The following is a 20,067-nucleotide window of genomic DNA, read 5'->3' as shown; positions in this document are numbered from 1 at the left end:
CAAATAGTACTGACAAACAGGAGCTTACAAACAGGGACTGACAAACACCTGCAACAAAAACAAAAAAGCCGGCATTGGCCGGCTTCATGTCATACTTTTAGAATCTGCTTTATCTTACTGATAATAAGCATTTTCCGTGTAGGTATGATCGGTAACGTCGCGGACAGCCGTTATCTCCGGAACACGCTCTTTCAGCGTCGATTCAACACCCTGCTTCAGTGTGAGACTCACCGCGCTGCAGCCCTGGCAACCCCCGCCAAACCGCAGGACGGCAATGGATTCCTCGGCCACTTCAACCAGGGACACTTCGCCACCGTGAGCCGCAAGGTTGGGGTTGATTTCCGACGCCAGGATATACTGGATGCGGTCAGGCAACGGCGCGTTCTCATCAACGCTGGGCACCTTGGCGTTAGGCGCTTTGATGGTCAACTGCCCGCCCATCTGGTCCTTGGAGTAGTCCACAAAGGCTTCTTCCAGGAACGGCACCGAATTATGATCGAGAAACAGCGTGAACTTGCCCAGATCAACCTGCTCGTCCGTCGGAACGATTTCGTTCGGCGGGCAGTAGGCAAGACAGGTCTCGGCGTTCTTGGTGCCGGGCTGGGTTACAAAAATACGGACACCCATGCCCTCCACATCCTGTTTCTCAATAAGTTGTGCAAGGTAATCCCGAGCGGGATCTGTCACCGTAACCAATGCCATAGTTGCAACCCGTTTGAAAGTGTTCCCTTATTTTAAGTGAGATCGCTGCAACATGAAAGACCAAGTAAAATAGTCAGACTTTAAGTGGTCCATTGATCAACATCATCGAGCCGTGGGACGACAACCGCCATTTTTGCTATGATCGCGCGCCATTGAGACAAAAACGACTTCCGGAAGTAATTGATATGACCGATCGCAACTCTCGCCTGGACCGCCTGGAACAGCTTGGAAACGCCCTGAAAGAACGCATCATCATTCTCGATGGTGGCATGGGCACCATGATCCAGAACCTGAAACTGGACGAGGCAGCGTTCCGTGGCGACCGGTTTGCCGATTATGACCGTGAGGTTCAGGGCAATAATGACCTGCTGAACCTGACCCAGCCCGCCCTGCTCCGCAATATACACGCGGACTATCTTGAGGCCGGCGCTGACATCATAGAAACCAACACCTTCAATTCCACCCAGCTGTCGCAGGCCGACTATGGTCTCGAATCGATTGCGAAGGAATTGAATGTTGAAGCCGCAAAACTGGCGCGCCAGATTGCGGACGAATTCACCGCCCGCAACCCGGAAAAGCCGCGTTTCGTGGCGGGTGCGGTTGGCCCGACATCACGCACTGCCTCCATTTCACCGGATGTTAACAATCCGGGGTATCGCAATGTCGATTTCCAGACCCTGGTGGACAACTATTACGAAGCGGTGGAAGGCCTCGTTCAAGGCGGCAGCGACCTGATCCTGATCGAAACCATCTTCGATACGTTGAACGCCAAAGCCGCGATCTACGCCACCCAACAGTACTTCATCGACAGTGGCATCGAGTTGCCAATCATGATTTCCGGCACCATTACCGATGCATCCGGCCGCACCCTTTCGGGCCAGACTACCGAGGCGTTCTGGAACTCCGTGTCCTCCGCCAGGCCTGTTTCGGTCGGTCTGAACTGCGCCCTCGGTGCTGACGCCCTACGCCCCTATGTGGAAGAGTTGGCTAATAAATCAACGACCTACGTCAGCGCCCACCCCAATGCCGGGCTGCCGAACGAATTCGGCGAGTATGACCAGACGCCGGAAGAAATGGCGGAGATTATTGAAGGCTTTGCCCGTGACGGGTTTCTGAACATCATTGGTGGTTGCTGTGGCTCACGCCCCGACCATATCGAAGCCATTGCGGATGCGGTTTCCAAGTACCCGCCCAGAAAAATACCAGATCAGAAACCCGCTCTGCGGCTGTCCGGTCTTGAACCATTTACGGGAGACGAAAACACTCTGTTCATCAACGTGGGTGAGCGCACCAACGTGACGGGGTCCAAGCGGTTCCTGCGGTTGATCAAGGAAGAGCAGTACGAAGAGGCCCTCAGTGTCGCCCGCGATCAGGTGGAAAACGGTGCCCAGATCATCGATATCAACATGGACGAGGGCATGCTGGATTCGAAGGACGTCATGGTGACGTTCCTCAATCTGGTAGCGTCGGAACCCGATATCTCCCGCGTTCCGATCATGATCGATTCCTCCAAATGGGAGGTAATCGAAGCCGGCCTGCGCTGCATACAGGGCAAGGCGGTGGTGAACTCCATCAGCCTGAAGGAAGGCGAGGAGGAGTTCCTCAAGCGCGCCCGTGACTGCATGCGCTACGGTGCGGCTGTTGTGGTCATGGCCTTCGATGAGGACGGCCAGGCGGATACCTTCGAACGCAAGACGGAGATCTGCAAGCGCTCCTACGATCTCCTCGTTGGTATCGGCTTCACTGCCGGCGATATCATTTTCGACCCCAACATCTTCGCCATTGCCACAGGCATCGAGGAACACAACAACTACGCGGTGGATTTCATCAACGCCAGCCGCTGGATTCGCGACAACCTGCCCCACGCGTCCATTTCCGGCGGCGTGAGCAACGTGTCGTTCTCGTTCCGCGGCAACGATGCCGTGCGCGAAGCCATCCACTCCGTATTCCTGTACCACGCCATCAAGGCCGGCATGAATATGGGCATCGTCAACCCCAGCCAACTCGTGATCTACGACGAAATCGATCCGGAGTTGAAGGAGTTGGTTGAAGACGTGGTGCTCAACCGCCGCGACGACGCCACCGACCGCTTGCTGGAAATTGCCGAGCGCTATCGCAGTAAGGGCGGCAAGACCCAGGAAGAAGATCTGGCCTGGCGCGAGTGGCCGGTTGAGAAGCGAGTGGAGCACGCCCTCGTCAAGGGCATCACCAACTACATCATTGAAGACACGGAAGCCTGTTGGCAGCGTGCCGAACGCCCGATCGAAGTCATTGAAGGCCCTCTGATGGACGGGATGGGCGTGGTTGGCGACCTCTTTGGTGACGGCAAGATGTTCCTGCCCCAAGTAGTCAAGAGCGCCCGCGTCATGAAGCAGGCGGTGGCCCATCTGATTCCGTATATCGAGGCCGAGAAATCCGAAGGCCAGAAAGCCAAGGGCAAGATCCTGATGGCAACCGTCAAAGGCGACGTACACGATATCGGCAAGAACATCGTGGGCGTGGTGTTGCAGTGCAATAACTATGAGGTTCTCGACCTCGGCGTGATGGTGCCCTGCGACAAGATCCTTGACGTCGCAAAGAAGGAAAACGTCGACATCATCGGCCTCAGTGGCCTGATCACGCCGTCGCTGGATGAAATGGTCCACGTTGCCAAGGAAATGCAGCGACTGGACTTCAACATCCCGCTGATGATTGGCGGCGCCACCACCTCCAAGGCTCACACTGCGGTAAAGATCGAACCCCAGTACAAGAACGACATCGCCCTGTATGTATCCGACGCCTCGCGCTGCGTGAACGTTGCCTCCCAGTTACTGAGCAAGACCGCCAAACCCGCATTGGTGGACGGTGCGCGCACGGAGTACGACGAAATTCGTGAGCGCCGTAAAAACCGGGGGGAACGCACCAAGCTGGTCTCATTGAAGGAAGCCCGGGAACGCGCCCCGGAAATCCGATTCGACGACTACCAGCCGCCGAAGCCAGCCTTCACCGGTGTACGGTCCTTCGAAACCTATGACCTGAAAGAACTGGTGGACTACATCGACTGGACGCCCTTCTTTATTTCCTGGGACATGTCCGGCAAGTACCCCGCCATTTTCGATGATCCAAAGCGGGGTGAAGCGGCCAGGACGCTGTTTGATGACGGTCAAAAAATCCTTCAGCAGATGATCGACGAGAAACGCGTTTCCGCCAAGGCGGCGATCGGCTTCTGGCCCGCCAACCGCCGCGGCGACGATATTGTGCTCTATACCGACGAGACGCGGGAAAAGGAACTCACCACCCTGCACCATCTGCGACAGCAGGATGACAAGGCACCAGGCAAGCCGATGATGACGCTGTCGGATTTTGTAGCACCGGAAGGCGACGGCCCCGTAGACTACGTGGGCGGCTTTGCTGTGACCACCGGCATTGGCGCGGAGGAGTTTTCGCTGGAATTCAAGGATGGCAACGACGATTACAACGCCATCATGGTCAAGGCCCTGGCCGACCGCCTTGCGGAAGCCTTTGCCGAGCACCTGCACGAACGGGTACGGAAGGAATTCTGGGGTTATGCCGAAGACGAGGCACTCAGAAATGACGACCTGATCCGTGAACGGTACCGGGGCATTCGACCTGCGCCAGGCTATCCTGCCTGCCCGGATCACACGGAAAAGGCCACTCTGTTCGACCTGCTCGACGCACCGGCAAACGCTGGACTGGAACTGACCGAGCACTTTGCCATGTTCCCGACCGCGGCCGTTTCCGGATGGTATTTCTCCCATCCCGAATCAAAGTATTTTGCAGTGGGTAAGATTGGCGTGGATCAGGTTGAAGACTACGCAACACGAAAGGGAATATCCAAGGCCGAAGCAGAGCGATGGCTGGCGCCCAGCCTTGCGTACGACCCGGCGGAATAACCACCGCCGGGATCCGCCTTACACACACCAGCGGAAACCAAGCATGACGGATAAAAACGAAAACGAGCATTCACCCGACAAGTCTGCTGAGCCTGCCAAATCGGCAAAGACAGCAAAAACAGGACCGGGGGTTTTCAAAGTGATGCAGAGCATCCTTGCCGGCGCGCTCGGCGTTCAGTCCGACAAGCGCCGTGAGGAAGATTTCTCAAGCCACAGTCCCTGGCCGTACATCATCGCCGGAATCCTGTTTACGGTCGGCTTCGTTGTTACCCTCGTGGTGGTCGTCAAGCTGGTGCTTGCCGGCCAGTAGCGATTACTGCCCGGATACCCAGACTACGGCGAAGGCAACAACCAGCATTACCAGCAAAACGGCGGCAACGGCGTCGGCCTGACTGTCTGTTCTCGCGGTCTTCTTCATACTCTTTCCTCGCTATGTCGTTATTGTCTGTTTTGTCGCACACGCCTCTTTAAATCTAGGCGGGAAATTGTAATCAGTCCAGCAATATCTGGTTTTCTATATCACCTTAGTCGATAAACATATTTGGAAATAATCATTTTAAGAATAATGGCACGGTGATATTCTCCCACGCAAGAAAAGGCACTAAAGCCGTATTTCCAGCGTTTCAGCAGGACGTTCCACTATGTATGTTTATGACGAACACGACCGGCAGATGGCTGCCGAGCGCGTTGCACAATTCCGTGACCAGACCGAGAGAGCACTGGCTGGCGAGCTGAGCGAAGACGAGTTTCTTCCACTGCGACTTCAGAACGGATTGTATGTACAGCGTCTTGCCCCGATGTTGCGCATCGCGGTGCCGTACGGAATGCTCCGTTCTGCCCAGCTTCGCCGCCTGGCACGCATAACCCGTGACTATGACAAAGGTTATGCGCACTTTACAACCCGCCAGAACGTTCAGCTCAACTGGCCGGAGATCGAAGACGTACCGGATATCCTGGCCGAGTTGGCGGAAGTCGAAATGCACGCCAACCAGACCAGCGGCAACTGCATCCGCAACACCACCACGGATCAGTTTTCCGGTGTGCAGGCGGACGAGATTACCGACCCGCGCCCCTACTGCGAGATCATCCGCCAGTGGTCCACCTTCCACCCGGAATTCGCCTTTTTGCCGCGCAAGTTCAAGGTGGCCGTCAATGCGTCTGAACAGTCCGATCGTGCCGCTATCCAGGTTCATGATATCGGCCTGCAGATGTTGCGTAATGATCAGGGGGAACTCGGTTTCCGTGTCCACGTGGGCGGTGGTCTTGGACGTACGCCGATGGTTGGCCCTGTTATCCGTGACTTCCTGCCGGAACTGGATCTACTCACGTATCTAGAGGCCGTACTGCGCGTCTACAACCGATACGGTCGCCGCGACAACAAGTTCAAGGCCCGTATCAAGATTCTGGTGAAGGCGCTGACGCCCGAAGGATTCGCGGCGAAGGTGGAAGAGGAATGGTCCCACATCAAGGACTCCCCTACGCGTCTCACCCAGGAAGCCATTGAGCAGTTCAAAGGGTATTTCACCGAGCCGGACTACCAGCGGGTTCCGGATGTGAAGGACGCTTTGGCGACCCAACGATTCGAGAACCGCGGGTTTGATCAGTGGATCAGTCACAACGTGGATACCCACAAGAACCCAGGCTACGCCATTGTAACGCTGACCATGAAGAAAACCGGCACGCCGCCGGGCGATGTCAGTGATCGCCAGCTAGAGCAGATTGCCGACCTGGCAGACCGGTACAGCTTCGGCGAAGTACGGGTGACGCATCAGCAGAACGTGGTTCTGGCGGATGTCCGGAAAGATCAACTGTTCGAGCTCTGGCAAGCGATCACACCAATGGACTTTGCCACTGCGAACCTGAATACGCTGACCGATGTTATCTGCTGCCCGGGTGGCGATTACTGCGCCCTGGCGAATGCCAAGTCTATTCCCGTGGCGGAGTCCATTCAGCGCCAGTTCGATGATATGGACTACCTGTACGACATCGGCAACATTGATCTGAACATTTCCGGCTGCATGAACGCCTGCGGTCACCACCACGTGGGCAATATCGGCGTCCTTGGCGTCGACAAGAAGGGGCAGGAGTTCTACCAGATTAGCCTGGGCGGCTCCTCCCATCACGATGCCGCGATTGGCAAGATCCTGGGCCCCTCTTTCGCCCGGGAAGACATGCCGGAAGTGATGCAGAAAATCATTAATGTGTACGTCGATAACCGGACCTCGGAAGAGCCTTTCCTGGATACCTATCACCGTATCGGCATTGAGCCATTCAAGGAGCGGGTTTATGCCTGATGTGATCACCAGTGACGGAAGTATCCGTCAGGACGATTGGGTTGTTGTGCCAAGGCCAGCAGACGGGGAGTCTCTGGATGTTCCCGAGCAACCTGCCCTGATTCCGGCCGATCTGTGGTTGGCGGGAAAAGAACACTTTGAAGGTCGTGATGATATTGGTGTGTGGCTTGACAGCCATGACGAGCCGGAGATTCTGGCTGGCGTGGTGAATGAGCTGCCGGTGATTGCGGTGAACTTTCCGAAGTTCAGCGATGGCCGCGGTTACAGTATCGCGCGGCTGCTTCGTGAGCGCCTGAGTTACCGGAACGAACTTCGTGCGGTCGGTGATGTGCTTCTTGATCAGTTGCAGTTTATGAAGCGGTGCGGTTTTGATACTTATGTGCTGCGTGCAGATAAGGATATCAACAAGGCAGCTCGTTGCCTGAACTTCTTTACCCAGGGGTATCAGGCTGCGACCGATACGGACGAGCCGTTGTTTCGTCGTCGGGCTTCCTGACTCTAGCCAGGTACCGACTTCAGGAGTACGAAGAGAAGAAGCTTATTGCCCAAAACACGCTCCTTGCGGCACATCCATGTGACGCTTGGGCTCCGCCATCCATGGCTCCGCACAGTTTTGGCAAGCAAGCCTCCTCTCTTCTATACCAGCCACTCACCCGCTGACTGATAAACGTAGGTCGGATTAGGCGAAGCCGTAATCCGACAACCCCGCACTGACCTCTTTACCTGGAATGATCTAGAACAATCTTCCCGGACGACTCCCCTTTCAGGAACGCCTTCAAAGCGCCATCCAGCTCTCCACGCCCAATATCCCGCGCCGAAGCCTCTGTCTTTTTGCACGCCCAGTCACCGGCAAATTTGTCCCAGACTGACTGTTTGTCCGACAGCGGAATTTCAACCGAATCCACACCCAGCAGGTTGTTGCCCCGCAGGATAAACGGCAGAACGGTGGTTTCCAATTGTGGCCCGGCGACCAGGCCGCAGCAAGAGACGGAGCCGCCTGGGTGGATCTGCTTCAGCAATTCCGCCAGTGGGCCACCGCCGACGGTATCTACAGCATTGGCATAGGCGGGCTTCAGCATTGGCTTCTTTTCGGCTGCCAGAGCTTCGCGTCCGAGCACTTCCGTGGCACCAAGGTTTTTGAGTGCATCGGCGTGGTCTTGTTTGCCACTGATAGCCACTACTTCGAAGCCGAGGCTAGCAAGCAGCTCAACCGCTACGCTGCCGACAGCGCCACTGGCACCACTGACAGCGACTTTGCCCTGCTCGGGCCTGGCACCCATGGTCAACAACTTTTGTACGCACAGTCCCGCCGTCAGGCCGGCTGTGCCGTATATCATGGCGGTTCGGGCGCTCCAACCCTTGGGCATTGCCACACACCACTCGGCCGGTACCCGGATGTATTCGCCGAAGCCACCGTCGGTGTTCATACCGAGGTCATAGCCGGTTACCAGCACCTGGTCACCGGCCGAAAAGGAGCCGGACGAGGCTTCCACCACTTCCCCGGCAGCATCGATACCTGGAGTGTGGGGGAAGTTACGTGTAACGCCCTTGTTGCCGGAGGCGGACAAGGCATCCTTGTAGTTCAGGGACGAATGACTGACTTTAATAAGGACATCGTTTTCGGGCAGATCGGATACGTGCAGCGTTTGCTCAGAACCCGCGAACTCTCCGCCCTGCTCCTGAACGCGCCATGCCTTGAACTCAGTGTTGTTTGTCATGACTCTGTTCCCGTTACTGTAGCTTTACTGAATTTTCTGGTTGCGGAACGCGCCCAGTACCCGCCATACGGTGTGCTCAAGTGCTGCACTGGTGGCCAGGCCAAGCTTTTCCGGCAACGTGCGTTTGCGCTGAAAACCTACAGAGATTACGTCGGCCTTGTCACAGGCTTCAATGAGATATTCGTCGGAGGTCTTGATCTCGTCCACCAGCTTGACCTCCAGGGCGCGGCTGCCAAACCAGATATCGCCATTTGCAACGGCGGCAATATCCAGTTCCGGGCGGCGTTCACCCACGTATTCCTTGAACAACACGTGGGTATCCTCAAGGTCTTCAAGGAATTTGGTTCTTCCTTTATCGGTGTTTTCGCCGAAAACGGTCATGGTGCGCTTGTGTTCACCGGCCGTCAGAATCTCGAAGTCGACGTCGTTCTTCTTGAGCAAACGATGGAAGTTGGGCAATTGGGCTACAACACCAATGGACCCCAGAATCGCAAACGGCGACGCGACAATCCTGTCAGCCACGCACGCCATCATGTAACCACCACTGGCAGCAACCTTATCGACGCAGGCCGTAAGCCGGATACCTTTGGCTCGAATACGGTCCAACTGGGCAGCCGCAAGCCCGTATGAGTGAACCAGGCCACCACCACTTTCAAGGCGTATCACCACTTCATCGGTTTCAGGCTCCGCAACGCTGAGCACTGCTGTGATTGAGCGGCGCAAAGAGTCCGTATCGCTGGCCTTGATATCGCCGTCGAAGTCCAACACGTATACCTTGGGACGGGGTTTTTCCTCAGCATCGCCGGATTTGCGCTTGGCCTTCTCGGCTTTCTGCTTGGCCTTGTCTTCCTTTTTACGGGCTTTTTCGAAAGCCTTGCGTTCCGAATCGCTGCGCAGTTTGGCCTGAAGTGACTCCCTCAGCTTACGGTATTTCTCGTTGAGTTTGCGGACCCGCAGCTCTCCGTCACTCCCCTGATCGTCCTTGTCTTTGTGGGCAGCGGATAAAACCACTGAAACAATGACCAGAAGCGCCACCACAAGGGTGATCGTTTTCGCAATAAACAAACCGAACTCTGTCAGAAATTCCAAGTTGCTTCTCCAGGATTACTCTTGAGCGCTCGATTGTAACCGAGGTGCCCTGAGGTACAAGCCATAGAACCGATAACAAATTAAAACAAGCGTTCGATCGAGCTTGACACCGGTAATGTCTGACCCTAAAGTCGAATGGCTACGTCGGCTCACCCGGGCTTCCATGCAGGCGAAAGGCCAGGAACCAGAAGCCGTCAACACGCCAAGACAACCATCAATAAGGGTAAAATAATGTCTGTAGCTCAGATATTCGAAAAACTCGAACAGAATTTTAACGCGGACGCAGCTGAAGGCCTCGATCTGGTATTCCAGTTCGACATTGAGGACGACAAGACCTATCACCTGGTTATCAAGGATGGCACCTGCAAGATGGCCGAAGGCGCCCATGACGACCCTTCCGTCACCCTGATCATGAACTCCGAAACCCTGCAGGGCATCGTATCTGGCGAAACCGATGGCATGCAGGCATTTATGGCCGGTCAGCTGCGCGCTGAGGGCGACATGATGCTCGCAACCAAACTGGGCGAGCTGTTTAATATGGGCTGATCGCTCTTCGGGCGAATGGCCCTTTGCCTGCCCACAAAAAAACCCTGCACACACGGCAGGGTTTTTTTGTGGGGTTTGAACCGCGCGACGGCTAGAGCCCCACGTCCTCCAATGAGGATTCCGCCAGTTTCAACAAGTCCGCATTGCGATCTTCCCGCCTGCCAACGCTCTCGATGTAATACTCGAGGGACGTTAACGCGTCCGCCAGCGCTTCCAGCACCTGAGCCTGAGGCGCCTCCCTGGCGTCCAGTAATCGCTCCTGAATGGATGCTGCCACGCGCTCCAACACCGAGGCCGCTCCGGGATCGTTCAGCATATGGAGCCCACCCCAGATACTGTGCAACGTAGCAGGCAGATTGGCGAGGTGGAGCTTGTCGTAGTCGGACTCGATAAACGCCGTTATGGCGCGTTTTGCGAGGGTCAGTGCACTTTTCGCTTCGTCGGCCACTACATAGGTGGCCTCATGGAGGTAAAGGGATTCTTCACGGGTACGCTGACCACCCGCAAGGGCATCGGTTTCCGATGTAATACCACGGACCACGATTTGCATCACGGCATCCTCGATACCCAATACGGAATCCGCCAGCTTGTAGAGTTCATCGTCCGCTGGCAGACGATTCTCTTCCTCCCAGGTGCGCAACTTCGCGGCCTCACCCCGGGCCATAGCTCCTAACTGGTTGAGGTCCAGCATGATCAGCGTGTTGGCAAGGCGCTCCAGGGCGCCTGCAATGGATGACAACTCCGCCAGGTCCGGCTCAATGCCACGCTCAACAATGTCGAGCTTGTCCTTGAGCTGATTCAGTTCGTCCTGCAATGCCGTCGACAACGACTTGAGAACATCGGTGCCCGGGCCATAAAGTCGACGGGCATGGGCATCAAGCATGGAGTCCGGGAATTCCGCAGGCGTCAGTCGATAAGCTGACAGTACAGAGGTCACCTCGGGATTTGCCGATCCACTCCTATAGAGCAGATACACCAGATCACGAATGAGAGAGTCCGGCGCATCCTTGGCCGTGGCCACCTTGCCAACGTACACGACTTCCCGGGAATATTTCTCGATGCGCATGAACATGCGCTTTCGGGCCTTGCTGAGTCCCATGACACGATCAAGCATGGTATCCGCCACAATGGCAACCAGACACCACATCTGCCCCATGGGCTGCCCCTGGCAAAGCCGAGCAAATCCACGCGCTGCCCGGCCAAAAAGTTTCTTGCTGACCACATCGTTCTTTTCGCGAAGCACACCCAGCAGTGCAACCTGGAACGTCAGCCGCATACGGCGGGCCAATATTTCGTACTCCGCCTCGTTACCATCAAACGCCTGGAGGGAAAGCCCCGAGCAGAAATCCGGCCGCTCCTTGACGTCCACATCGAAGAAACAGGATTCCGGGTAAGGTTTTTCCTTACGGGCTTCGCGCAGATCATTGATAACTGGTAGCAACAACTCCGGATGATCCGCTCGCTGCTGATGATAATATTCAACGTAACGGCGCAGAATGAACAGCGCGCTATTGAGGGTCGTCAGAAGGATATTCTTGTCGTCGTTGGCGCCAACGGGAACATCATTGGCCATACTGACGGCTTCCTGGCACAGGAGGGTGCCAGCACGCAGTTCGACAAGAATGAAAATACCGCGGAGCTGGTTCAGAAAATCCACACAGTTCTGCAGATCCTCACCGCTTTCACGGTTTTCCTGAAAGCGTTCAAGGCTGGACTCTGCCTGTTTGATGGTCTGCTCAATCTCACTTTTGACCAGATCAAATGACTGTGATTTCGTCGCCAGAGACGATTGAACCATAAACGCTTCCTGTAATGTATGCGGAAACTACCGCGCCCTGTTCTTGGAATGTGATCTTGTCGGTTGTTTGAAGAATCACTTTATGAGCCAGATTTACCCTTCCCGGCTAAAATAAAAAGTTCGCGAAAACTCGCGAACTTATCATTACTTATAACACAAAACTCAAGTAGCTCAAGAAAGCAGGAATGTAACAAAACGTACAACGCGACACACAGTTCACACTGCCAAAACAAATCCGGCTCTGCTCTGCTTATTCTTCAGCGGGTAGCTTATCCCATACGGTTGCACCAGCCTGTTTTGCCAGCAACGCCATGAACTCGTCGTGGGCGGCACGCTCGTCGTCGCTGGCCCTTGGTACCGGCAATGGGTTGCGATCATCCGCCAGGCGACGGATACCGCCCTCACCACCGGCTTCGTCACCGCCGGCATCCAGGGAAAGTGCAGTTTGACCGCCTGTCAGCAAAAGATAGACGTCGGCAAGGATTTCCGCATCCAGCAATGCGCCGTGCAGTTCACGGTTGCTGTTGTCGATCCCGTAACGCTTGCACAACGCATCCAGATTGTTCTTCTGGCCAGGATGCTTCTTGCGGGCGATGGCGAGGGAATCCACTACGCCGCAATGCTCCGTCGTCCTGCGAACGGGCTTCAGGCGAGCGAACTCGGAATCCATGAATCCGATATCGAACGCCGCGTTATGGATAACCAGCTCGGCGCCTTTTATGAACTCAAAGAACTCGTCGGCTATTTCGGCGAATTTTGGTTTATCCACCAGAAACTCGTTGGTGATGCCGTGAACCGTTATCGCTTCCGCCTCCACTTCCCTCTCAGGGTTAATGTAGACGTGATAATGCCGACCGGTGATCTGGCGCTCCATCAGCTCAACGCAGCCAATTTCGATAATCCGGTGACCTTCCGTCGGGTCGATACCGGTGGTTTCCGTATCCAGTACAATCTGTCTCATGGTTTCCCTATTGGTTACCCCATTGGTCACGCCGTTGTTATCCGGCGTTAGCCAGTTCTTCCACACCGCGATTGGCGAGCTCGTCAGCCAACTCGTTGTCGGGATTCCCCGAATGCCCCTTCACCCAGTGCCAATTGACCTTGTGGCGAGCCACCTCGCCGTCCAGCTCACGCCACAGATCTTCATTCTTGACCGGTTTTTTCGCGGCTGTTTTCCACCCGTTTCGCTTCCAGCCCGTCATCCACTCGGTGATGCCCTTGCGAACATACTGAGAATCGGTATAGAGCTCTACGTCGCAGGCGCGCTTGAGTGCTTTCAAACCCTGTATCGCGGCCATCAACTCCATGCGATTGTTGGTGGTATTTGCTTCGCCACCGTGCAACATCTTGTTGGCATCGCCGTACCGCAGAACAACGCCCCAGCCTCCTGGCCCAGGGTTACCCTTACAGGCCCCGTCGGTATAGAGAACAACCTTGCCGGCCATCAATACTCCTCGATATGCTTGTGTTTCAATATAGCGCACCGACCCTTGTCGGGATGCACCGGGTATCCACGCGATGCCCCCACTGCACCCCTTCCTGGCAGGGCGATGACTTTCTGTCCTTGCCAGGCTGGCCGACGTTGTAATCTGGAATAAACGCGCTTTTTGGCAAGGATACAGTAATAAGCCCCCACCGGCAGGAAACGGTTGCCACACAACCTTTCCATTAAGCCTCTGCGCTCCGCGAGAACCGCCCGTTGAAGCGGAACCTGGAAAAACGACGAACCCGATGACTCCACGGAAAAATCCAGCAGTCGGAGCCAGTCTTCCATGCGCCCCTTCATCAAAAAACGACCACCCCAGGGGCCTTCATGGTGCCTGGAAACCAGTTTCCGCAGGCCCCAGAGACTAAACGGATTGAATCCGATCAGAACCATCATCCCCTCCCCTCTAAGCACCCTGGAGGCCTCTCGCAGTGCGTGGTGGGGATGCGGTGAGAAATCCGCCGTGTGGTGGAGAATCACCAGATCCATGGAATCACCGGGAAAAGGCAACTCGTCGGCATCGCAGACTGCCACGCCGTCGGGAATGGAAGACTGCCAGTTCGGCGTCGTCAGAACGCGTTGGGCAAAATCCGTCCCACTGGCCAGTGGCAGGCGATGACTGACGGCAACCTGCAACTGCCTCGCGCCAGAGAGGGCGCGAACATGGTGTTCAACGCATGCACGCTGATCGGCCAATAGCGAACGGCCCAGGGGCGTCTGGAACCAGCTCTCGAAGCTGTCATGTCGGGCGGAATAGTCAACTTCACCTGCTGGGCTCATTGCTGTGTTCCCCTGGCTTGTTTCTCCGGTGTTGGGACACCGGGATTAATACATTATGATAACAGTCACACTCGTATCGCACATGTGGAGCCTATGCTGACCATAAACGCTATTCCAGCCTTCAATGATAACTACATCTGGTGCCTGTCCAACAGCGAAGATCGCAAGGCATTGATCGTGGACCCCGGGCAGGCAGAGCCGGTCATCGAATTCCTGGCAGAGAACGGGCTGCAACTGGACACCATCCTGGTGACCCACCACCACCCTGATCACGTGGGCGGTGTGGGCAAGCTCGCGGGAACAGTCTCCGACTGCAGGATCATCGGCCCGGCGAACTCTCCCTTCAAGGGCGCCACCAGCGAAGTGCACCCCGGGGATGAGGTGGTCTGGCAACAGCTCACATTCAGCGTGCTTGGCGTTCCCGGGCATACCCTCGACCATATTGCCTATTATACAGACGTGCGCGTCAACGACCGTCCGGTCCTGTTTTGTGGCGACACTTTGTTTGTGTGCGGTTGCGGACGTTTGTTCGAGGGATCTCCGGAGCAAATGAAACGGTCACTGGAAAGCCTTCGAGGGCTGCCAGACGACGCAGCCGTATACTGTGCTCACGAATACACTCTCGCCAACCTCAAATTCGCTCGTCACTGGCTACCGGACGACGAGCCGCTCAGGGAATTCGAGGCCCGCTGCCAGAAACGTCGGGACGATGGCATGCCCACCGTTCCATCCATCCTCGGCGAAGAGAAGCGACTGAACCCGTTTCTGCGCTGGGACGATGAGGCAGTAGTCGCCGCCGCGCACCAATACGCACAGAAAACGGGCCTGGCCGTCGAATCGGACAACGACGTGTTCGCAGCCACAAGGCACGGCAAGGATACGTTTTAAAGGAAGCGCGCTAAAGGTAGGTAACAATTTCTATCAATGACGTAACGCGAGTCTTGTTGACCCCCTGAAAAGCGTTCCAATAGAATCCGTGTAACTTTTGAGTCATAACTCATTAAATATGCCGGGTTTTCATACAGTTCATCCCGGCTTCGACCAGCCACCGGAAGTAGTCATATGACGGTCTCGCGATTCTCCACCCTGTTTCTCCTTGGCGCACTTGCCAGTGGCTGCAGCGCTCTTGATCCTTTTACAGAGTCTTCATCAAGTGACGTACTGGCCTCGGAAAAACTGACCGTGGCGGCCGGTGACGACGAGTTAAAAGAGGCGATAGAGTCCTCACCTGATGACGAACCAACGGGCCGCGCGTCCCGAACAAAGCTCGACGACGCCATCGACCCAACGCTCAAGAAAACCGCGGAAGACGCCCGGGAAAAGCTGGACGAGCCCGACCAGAAGATCGCGGAAGAGAATGATGCTACGCCCGACCTGTGGCACCGCCTGCGAGCAGGATTTGAGCTGGATCATGACGCCAGCGAGCCCAGGGTCCAGGCGCAACTGAACTGGTACAAAAAGCATCCACGCTACATTGATCGAGTCGTTGATCGTGGCAGCCGCTACCTGCACTATATTCTGTCCGAAGCCGAAAAACGCGGACTGCCCACGGAACTGGCTCTGCTACCAGTGGTGGAGAGTGCCTTTGATCCGTTTGCCTACTCCCACGGTCGTGCAGCTGGCCTGTGGCAATTCATTCCCTCAACGGGCAAGTATTTTGGCCTGACCCAAAGCTGGTGGCATGACGATCGCCGCGATATCGTTGCCGCGACCGATGCCGCACTGACGTACCTTGATAGACTGGCAACACGATTCGACGGCGACTACATGCTGGCGCTTGCGGCCTATAACAGCGGTGGCGGCACGGTTTCCAGCGCCATGCGCCGCAACCGCAAGCGCAATCAACCTACCGATTACTGGTCCCTCGACCTGCCTCGGGAAACGCGCCATTACGTCCCAAAACTGATCGCTCTGGCGAAGATCTTCGATGATCCACAAGCTTACGGCATTGAGTTGCCTCCGCTGGACGACGAGCCCTACTTTGAAGTCGTGGACACCGGTTCACAGCTCGATCTGGCCCAGGCAGCGGAACTGGCCGGTGTCGATATCGACGAGATTTACCTGCTCAACCCCTCTTACAATCGCTGGGCGACGTCACCGGACGGGCCCCACCGGCTGCTGATCCCCCGTGAGCACGCTGAAACCTTCGCCACGGCCCTCAAGGGTATGGATCCGGCGAAACGCGTTTCCTGGCGGAACTACAAGGTGGAATCCGGCGATACCCTGAGCACCATTGCCAAACGCTATTCCACCACGCCGTCGGTGATACAACAGGTCAACAAGCTCGACAGTCACATCATCCGCATCGGCCAACGGCTGATGATTCCCTCCGCAGCCGAACAGGCGAGCACCTATTCCCTGAGCGCCAATGAACGACTCGCCAGAAAGCAGGAACGGAGTGGCAAAAACGCCAACGGCACTCGGGTTGACTACAAAGTTCGCTCCGGGGACACCTTCTGGGATATTGCCCGCGAGCATCGGGTGTCCGTCCGCCAACTGGCGTCCTGGAATGGCATGGCACCTGGTGATCCACTGATGCCCGGCAAGAAACTGGTTATCTGGTCGAAGTCGAAACAACCCGCCATGCTGGCCAGCACCAATCGTGGCAAAGGCATGGTACGCAAAGTGGGCTATCAGGTTCGCAAAGGGGATTCCCTGTCAACCATCGCCAGCCGCTTTGCAGTCAATGTGAGAGACATCGCAAGCTGGAACGACCTCAACACCTCCCGTTATCTTCAGCCCGGGCAAAGTCTGGTACTCTATGTCGACATAAGAAACAGCCCCTGAGTCTGAACCGAAACGTGCGAGATCTATGACAAGAACACGGAAAGCCTCATCCCTCATCAGTGTTTTGACCGTTACCGCCATGGCTCTACTTCCATGGCAATCTGCCTCAGCCGAGCCCGACGCGAGACACGGCATTGCCATGCACGGCAACACCCAATACGCCGAAGGTTTCCCGCACTTTGACTACGTTAACCCCGGGGCGCCCAAGGGCGGCGTCCTTCGAATGGCCGTGGTGGCCAATGGATTCGACACCTTTAACCCTTTCGTTATTCGCGGTGTAGCCGCGGCGGGCATTAACACATACCTATACGATACGCTGATGGAACCGTCAGCGGACGAACCTTTTTCCGCCTATGGCCTGATTGCCGAGTCCATTGAAACCCCGGAAGACCGCAGTTACGTGACCTTTCATCTGCGTGATGAAGCCCGGTTCCAAGATGGTGAACCCATTACCGCGAAGGACGTGAAGTTTTCGTTCGATGTCCTGACCACCAAAGGCCATCCTTTCTATCGCAACTATTATGCAGACGTGTCCGAGGTAATCATCGAAGATGAGCGGACTATCCGCTTCGAGTTTGGTGACACCAACAACCGTGAACTGCCACTGATTCTCGGCCAACTGCCCGTTCTTCCAAGTCATTACTGGAAAGATCGTGAATTTGGCGACAACGGTCTGACACCGCCCGTTGGCAGCGGTCCGTATCGAATTGGCGACTTCGAAGCGGGCCGCTCCATCACCTTCAAACGGGTGGAGGACTACTGGGCCAGAAACATCGGAGTGCGCAAGGGACGGTTTAATTTCGATGAGATTCACTATGACTACTACAAAGATGACACCGTCGCCCTGGAGTCCTTCCGTGCCGGTAACTTCGATTTTCGGGTTGAGTCCTCGGCCAAGAACTGGGCCACGGCCTACACCGGCAATCAGTTCGACTCCGGCAAGGTGAAAACCGAAGCCGTCGAGCATGGCCGTCCCGCCGGCATGCAGGCCTTCGCAATGAACACCCGCCGCCAGGTTTTCAGTGACCCTGGTGTACGGGAGGCGTTGGCTTACGCGTTCGACTTTGAATGGGCCAACAAGAACCTTTTCTTCGGGCAATACACCCGCACCTCGAGCTACTTCGAGAACAGCGAACTGGCGTCGTCCGGCCTGCCCGAAGGACGCGAGCTGGAAATCCTCGAACCCTATCGCGATCAATTGCCCGACGACGTTTTCAATGAAGCGTATCAGCCGCCTTCGACAGAGGGTAAAGGTGGGCTCCGCGATAATCTCCGTACGGCACTGACGTTATTACGGGAGGCTGGTTACGAGGTCAGGGATGGCACCATGGTGAACCGGGAAACCGGTAATCCCCTGGCGTTCGAGATCCTGATCTTTCAGAAAACCTTTGAACGGGTGGTGCTGCCCTTCAAGAACAACCTCGAAAGACTGGGCATCGATGTGTCCGTACGCCTGGTGGATACCAACCAGTATATACAGCGCCTTCGTGAGTTCGACTACGACATGACGGTCCAGGGTATCGGTCAGTCCGACTCCCCCGGCAATGAGCAACGGGAATACTGGCATTCCTCCAATGTCGACGTGAAGGGCTCGCGCAACTATATGGGGGTGGACAGCCCGGTGGTGGATGACTTGGTGAACCTGGTCATCCAGGCGCCTACCCGCGAGGAGCTTGTTCACCGCACGCGTGCGCTGGACCGGGTACTACTGCATGGGCACTACGTGGTGCCAAACTGGTACCTGCCCAAGGATCGGATCGCCTACTGGTCCTTTCTGCAGCGGCCGGAGACGGTTCCCAAAAACGGTGTGGACGTCAATAACTGGTGGGTAGAAAGCACTGACCAATGACGCAGATCTCTGACACAACCTTGACGGAGTTCCGCTGAATGGGCAGTTATATCCTCAGGCGCCTGGCGCTGATTATCCCCACGCTACTCGGGATCATGCTGCTCAACTTCGTGATTGTTCAGGCCGCCCCCGGCGGTCCCGTTGAGCAGTTGATTGCCGAAACGGAAGGGCACGGTGGCGGAGCCCTCGCCAGGGCCAGCGGTGGCGGTACCGGTGGCGAGGTGACCTCATCAAGTGGCGACAGCCGCGGTTCCCGAGGCCTGCCGGACGAGCTTCTCAAAGAGATAGAGGTTATGTACGGCTTTGACAAGCCGGCTCATGAGCGATTCCTGAAAATGCTCGGCGATTATGCCACCTTTGATTTTGGCGAGTCCTTTTTTCGGGACCGCTCGGTGATCGAACTGATTGTGGACAAAATGCCGGTGTCCATCTCCCTGGGATTGTGGTCCACCCTGATTATCTACCTGATCTCGATCCCCCTTGGTATCCGCAAGGCCGTCACCGACGGATCGCGATTCGACGTCTGGAGCAGTTCTGCCATCGTGGTGGGCTACGCCATTCCAGGCTTCCTGTTTGCGATACTGTTGATTGTCCTGTTCGCAGGGGGCAGTTACCTGGACTGGTTTCCGCTACGGGGGCTGACGTCGTCCAACTTCGACGAACTTAACTGGTACCAGAAAATCGGTGATTATTTCTGGCACCTGGCGTTGCCTGTTACGGCCAATGTCATCGGTGGCTTCGCCACTCTCACCCTGCTGACCAAGAATTCCTTCCTTGATGAGATCAGCAAACAGTATGTGGTGACCGCCAGAGCCAAGGGTCTGGAAGAGAAACAGGTGCTTTACGGGCATGTGTTCCGCAACGCCATGCTGATTGTCATTGCCAGCCTTCCCGGCGTGCTTGTGTCGTTATTCTTCACCGGCGCGTTGCTGATTGAAGTGATTTTCTCCCTGGATGGCCTTGGACTACTGGGCTTTGAGGCGGCGTTGAATCGGGATTATCCGGTGATATTCGGTACCCTCTATATCTTTACGCTCATGGGATTGGTGCTGAAACTGATCAGCGATATCACATACGTTCTGGTGGACCCCCGCATTGATTTCGAAAGCCGAGAGGGGTCGTAGG

The 20,067-nt window shown here is 56.0% G+C and carries 16 protein-coding genes; 9 read left to right on the top strand and 7 right to left on the bottom strand.

The genetic code is table 11. From position 1 onward, the window contains the following. Positions 1 to 114 precede the first annotated feature (114 nt). Positions 115 to 702, bottom strand: coding sequence for a Fe-S biogenesis protein NfuA (gene nfuA / locus R1T46_RS13365; RefSeq protein WP_317305765.1), 588 nt, complete (start codon positions 700 to 702; stop codon positions 115 to 117). 185 nt (positions 703 to 887) lie between these two features. On the opposite strand from nfuA, the gene metH reads away from it, so the two are divergent. The 4 genes from metH to R1T46_RS13345 all read left to right on the top strand — a co-directional run bounded on the left by metH (position 888) and on the right by R1T46_RS13345 (position 7,385). Then, positions 888 to 4,595 carry a methionine synthase gene (metH, locus tag R1T46_RS13360; protein ID WP_317305764.1) on the top strand — a complete coding sequence of 1,236 codons (3,708 nt, stop codon included), beginning with the start codon at positions 888 to 890 and terminating at the stop codon, positions 4,593 to 4,595. 43 nt (positions 4,596 to 4,638) lie between these two features. Then, a complete protein-coding gene (locus R1T46_RS13355; protein WP_317305763.1) occupies positions 4,639 to 4,905 on the top strand; it encodes a DUF2970 domain-containing protein in 267 nt (88 codons plus the stop codon). Positions 4,906 to 5,236: 331 nt separating this feature from the next. Then, positions 5,237 to 6,889 (top strand): nitrite/sulfite reductase, encoded by a 1,653-nt coding sequence (locus R1T46_RS13350; protein ID WP_317305762.1) that lies wholly within the window; start codon positions 5,237 to 5,239, stop codon positions 6,887 to 6,889. After that, entirely contained in the window at positions 6,882 to 7,385 is a 504-nt protein-coding gene (locus R1T46_RS13345; RefSeq protein ID WP_317305761.1) for a DUF934 domain-containing protein, read from the top strand. Before R1T46_RS13350 ends, R1T46_RS13345 begins: the two co-directional genes overlap by 8 nt. Positions 7,386 to 7,608: 223 nt before the next feature. Here the strand turns inward: R1T46_RS13345 and R1T46_RS13340 are convergent, their stop codons facing one another. Next, positions 7,609 to 8,607, bottom strand: a complete 999-nt coding sequence (locus R1T46_RS13340; RefSeq protein WP_317305760.1) for a YhdH/YhfP family quinone oxidoreductase — start codon at positions 8,605 to 8,607, stop codon at positions 7,609 to 7,611. Positions 8,608 to 8,631: 24 nt separating this feature from the next. Next, positions 8,632 to 9,696, bottom strand: coding sequence for a protease SohB (sohB, locus tag R1T46_RS13335; RefSeq protein WP_317305759.1), 1,065 nt, complete (start codon positions 9,694 to 9,696; stop codon positions 8,632 to 8,634). A gap of 231 nt (positions 9,697 to 9,927) precedes the next feature. On the opposite strand from sohB, the gene R1T46_RS13330 reads away from it, so the two are divergent. Continuing rightward, the gene (locus R1T46_RS13330; protein WP_007154761.1) at positions 9,928 to 10,242 is read left to right on the top strand and encodes an SCP2 sterol-binding domain-containing protein; all 315 of its coding nucleotides are present in this window, start codon (positions 9,928 to 9,930) and stop codon (positions 10,240 to 10,242) included. Between the two features lie 91 nt (positions 10,243 to 10,333). Here the strand turns inward: R1T46_RS13330 and R1T46_RS13325 are convergent, their stop codons facing one another. From R1T46_RS13325 to R1T46_RS13310, 4 genes are all read right to left on the bottom strand, one after another. Beyond that, complete coding sequence (locus R1T46_RS13325; protein WP_317305758.1) at positions 10,334 to 12,040, bottom strand: chemotaxis protein; 1,707 nt, start codon at positions 12,038 to 12,040, stop codon at positions 10,334 to 10,336. A 250-nt stretch (positions 12,041 to 12,290) separates the two neighbouring features. Then, complete coding sequence (gene dnaQ, locus R1T46_RS13320) at positions 12,291 to 13,001, bottom strand: DNA polymerase III subunit epsilon (protein WP_317305757.1); 711 nt, start codon at positions 12,999 to 13,001, stop codon at positions 12,291 to 12,293. 37 nt (positions 13,002 to 13,038) lie between these two features. Then, positions 13,039 to 13,485, bottom strand: a complete 447-nt coding sequence (gene rnhA / locus R1T46_RS13315) for a ribonuclease HI (protein WP_317305756.1) — start codon at positions 13,483 to 13,485, stop codon at positions 13,039 to 13,041. Beyond that, positions 13,485 to 14,306, bottom strand: coding sequence for a class I SAM-dependent methyltransferase (locus R1T46_RS13310; RefSeq protein WP_317305755.1), 822 nt, complete (start codon positions 14,304 to 14,306; stop codon positions 13,485 to 13,487). Before R1T46_RS13310 ends, rnhA begins: the two co-directional genes overlap by 1 nt. A gap of 93 nt (positions 14,307 to 14,399) precedes the next feature. Between R1T46_RS13310 and gloB the strand changes: the two genes are divergently transcribed. The 4 genes from gloB (at position 14,400) to R1T46_RS13290 (ending at position 20,066) form a co-directional block, all read left to right on the top strand. Then, positions 14,400 to 15,194, top strand: a complete 795-nt coding sequence (gene gloB, locus R1T46_RS13305; protein WP_317305754.1) for a hydroxyacylglutathione hydrolase — start codon at positions 14,400 to 14,402, stop codon at positions 15,192 to 15,194. Between the two features lie 174 nt (positions 15,195 to 15,368). Then, positions 15,369 to 17,093, top strand: a complete 1,725-nt coding sequence (locus R1T46_RS13300) for a LysM peptidoglycan-binding domain-containing protein (RefSeq protein WP_317305753.1) — start codon at positions 15,369 to 15,371, stop codon at positions 17,091 to 17,093. Positions 17,094 to 17,172: 79 nt separating this feature from the next. Continuing rightward, positions 17,173 to 18,942, top strand: coding sequence for an extracellular solute-binding protein (locus R1T46_RS13295; RefSeq protein WP_407070161.1), 1,770 nt, complete (start codon positions 17,173 to 17,175; stop codon positions 18,940 to 18,942). 38 nt (positions 18,943 to 18,980) lie between these two features. Further along, positions 18,981 to 20,066, top strand: coding sequence for a microcin C ABC transporter permease YejB (locus R1T46_RS13290; RefSeq protein WP_317305751.1), 1,086 nt, complete (start codon positions 18,981 to 18,983; stop codon positions 20,064 to 20,066). Position 20,067: the final 1 nt, after the last annotated feature.

This window comes from Marinobacter salarius, from assembly GCF_032922745.1.
Taxonomy (GTDB): domain Bacteria; phylum Pseudomonadota; class Gammaproteobacteria; order Pseudomonadales; family Oleiphilaceae; genus Marinobacter.
The sequence above is the reverse complement of the archived record's forward strand: the minus strand, read 5'-3'. Positions and strand labels throughout refer to the sequence as shown.

What these genes read in the sequence shown, in the direction of transcription:
- gloB (WP_317305754.1), top strand. Translation starts at nt 14,400, where the DNA reads ATGCTGACCATAAACGCTATTCCAGCCTTCAATGATAACTACATCTGG.
- R1T46_RS13355 (WP_317305763.1), top strand. Translation starts at nt 4,639, where the DNA reads ATGACGGATAAAAACGAAAACGAGCATTCACCCGACAAGTCTGCTGAG.
- R1T46_RS13330 (WP_007154761.1), top strand. Translation starts at nt 9,928, where the DNA reads ATGTCTGTAGCTCAGATATTCGAAAAACTCGAACAGAATTTTAACGCG.
- metH (WP_317305764.1), top strand. Translation starts at nt 888, where the DNA reads ATGACCGATCGCAACTCTCGCCTGGACCGCCTGGAACAGCTTGGAAAC.
- rnhA (WP_317305756.1), bottom strand. Translation starts at nt 13,485, where the DNA reads ATGGCCGGCAAGGTTGTTCTCTATACCGACGGGGCCTGTAAGGGTAAC.
- R1T46_RS13290 (WP_317305751.1), top strand. Translation starts at nt 18,981, where the DNA reads ATGGGCAGTTATATCCTCAGGCGCCTGGCGCTGATTATCCCCACGCTA.
- nfuA (WP_317305765.1), bottom strand. Translation starts at nt 702, where the DNA reads ATGGCATTGGTTACGGTGACAGATCCCGCTCGGGATTACCTTGCACAA.
- R1T46_RS13295 (WP_407070161.1), top strand. Translation starts at nt 17,173, where the DNA reads ATGGCTCTACTTCCATGGCAATCTGCCTCAGCCGAGCCCGACGCGAGA.
- R1T46_RS13350 (WP_317305762.1), top strand. Translation starts at nt 5,237, where the DNA reads ATGTATGTTTATGACGAACACGACCGGCAGATGGCTGCCGAGCGCGTT.
- R1T46_RS13325 (WP_317305758.1), bottom strand. Translation starts at nt 12,040, where the DNA reads ATGGTTCAATCGTCTCTGGCGACGAAATCACAGTCATTTGATCTGGTC.
- R1T46_RS13340 (WP_317305760.1), bottom strand. Translation starts at nt 8,607, where the DNA reads ATGACAAACAACACTGAGTTCAAGGCATGGCGCGTTCAGGAGCAGGGC.
- dnaQ (WP_317305757.1), bottom strand. Translation starts at nt 13,001, where the DNA reads ATGAGACAGATTGTACTGGATACGGAAACCACCGGTATCGACCCGACG.
- R1T46_RS13345 (WP_317305761.1), top strand. Translation starts at nt 6,882, where the DNA reads ATGCCTGATGTGATCACCAGTGACGGAAGTATCCGTCAGGACGATTGG.
- R1T46_RS13310 (WP_317305755.1), bottom strand. Translation starts at nt 14,306, where the DNA reads ATGAGCCCAGCAGGTGAAGTTGACTATTCCGCCCGACATGACAGCTTC.
- R1T46_RS13300 (WP_317305753.1), top strand. Translation starts at nt 15,369, where the DNA reads ATGACGGTCTCGCGATTCTCCACCCTGTTTCTCCTTGGCGCACTTGCC.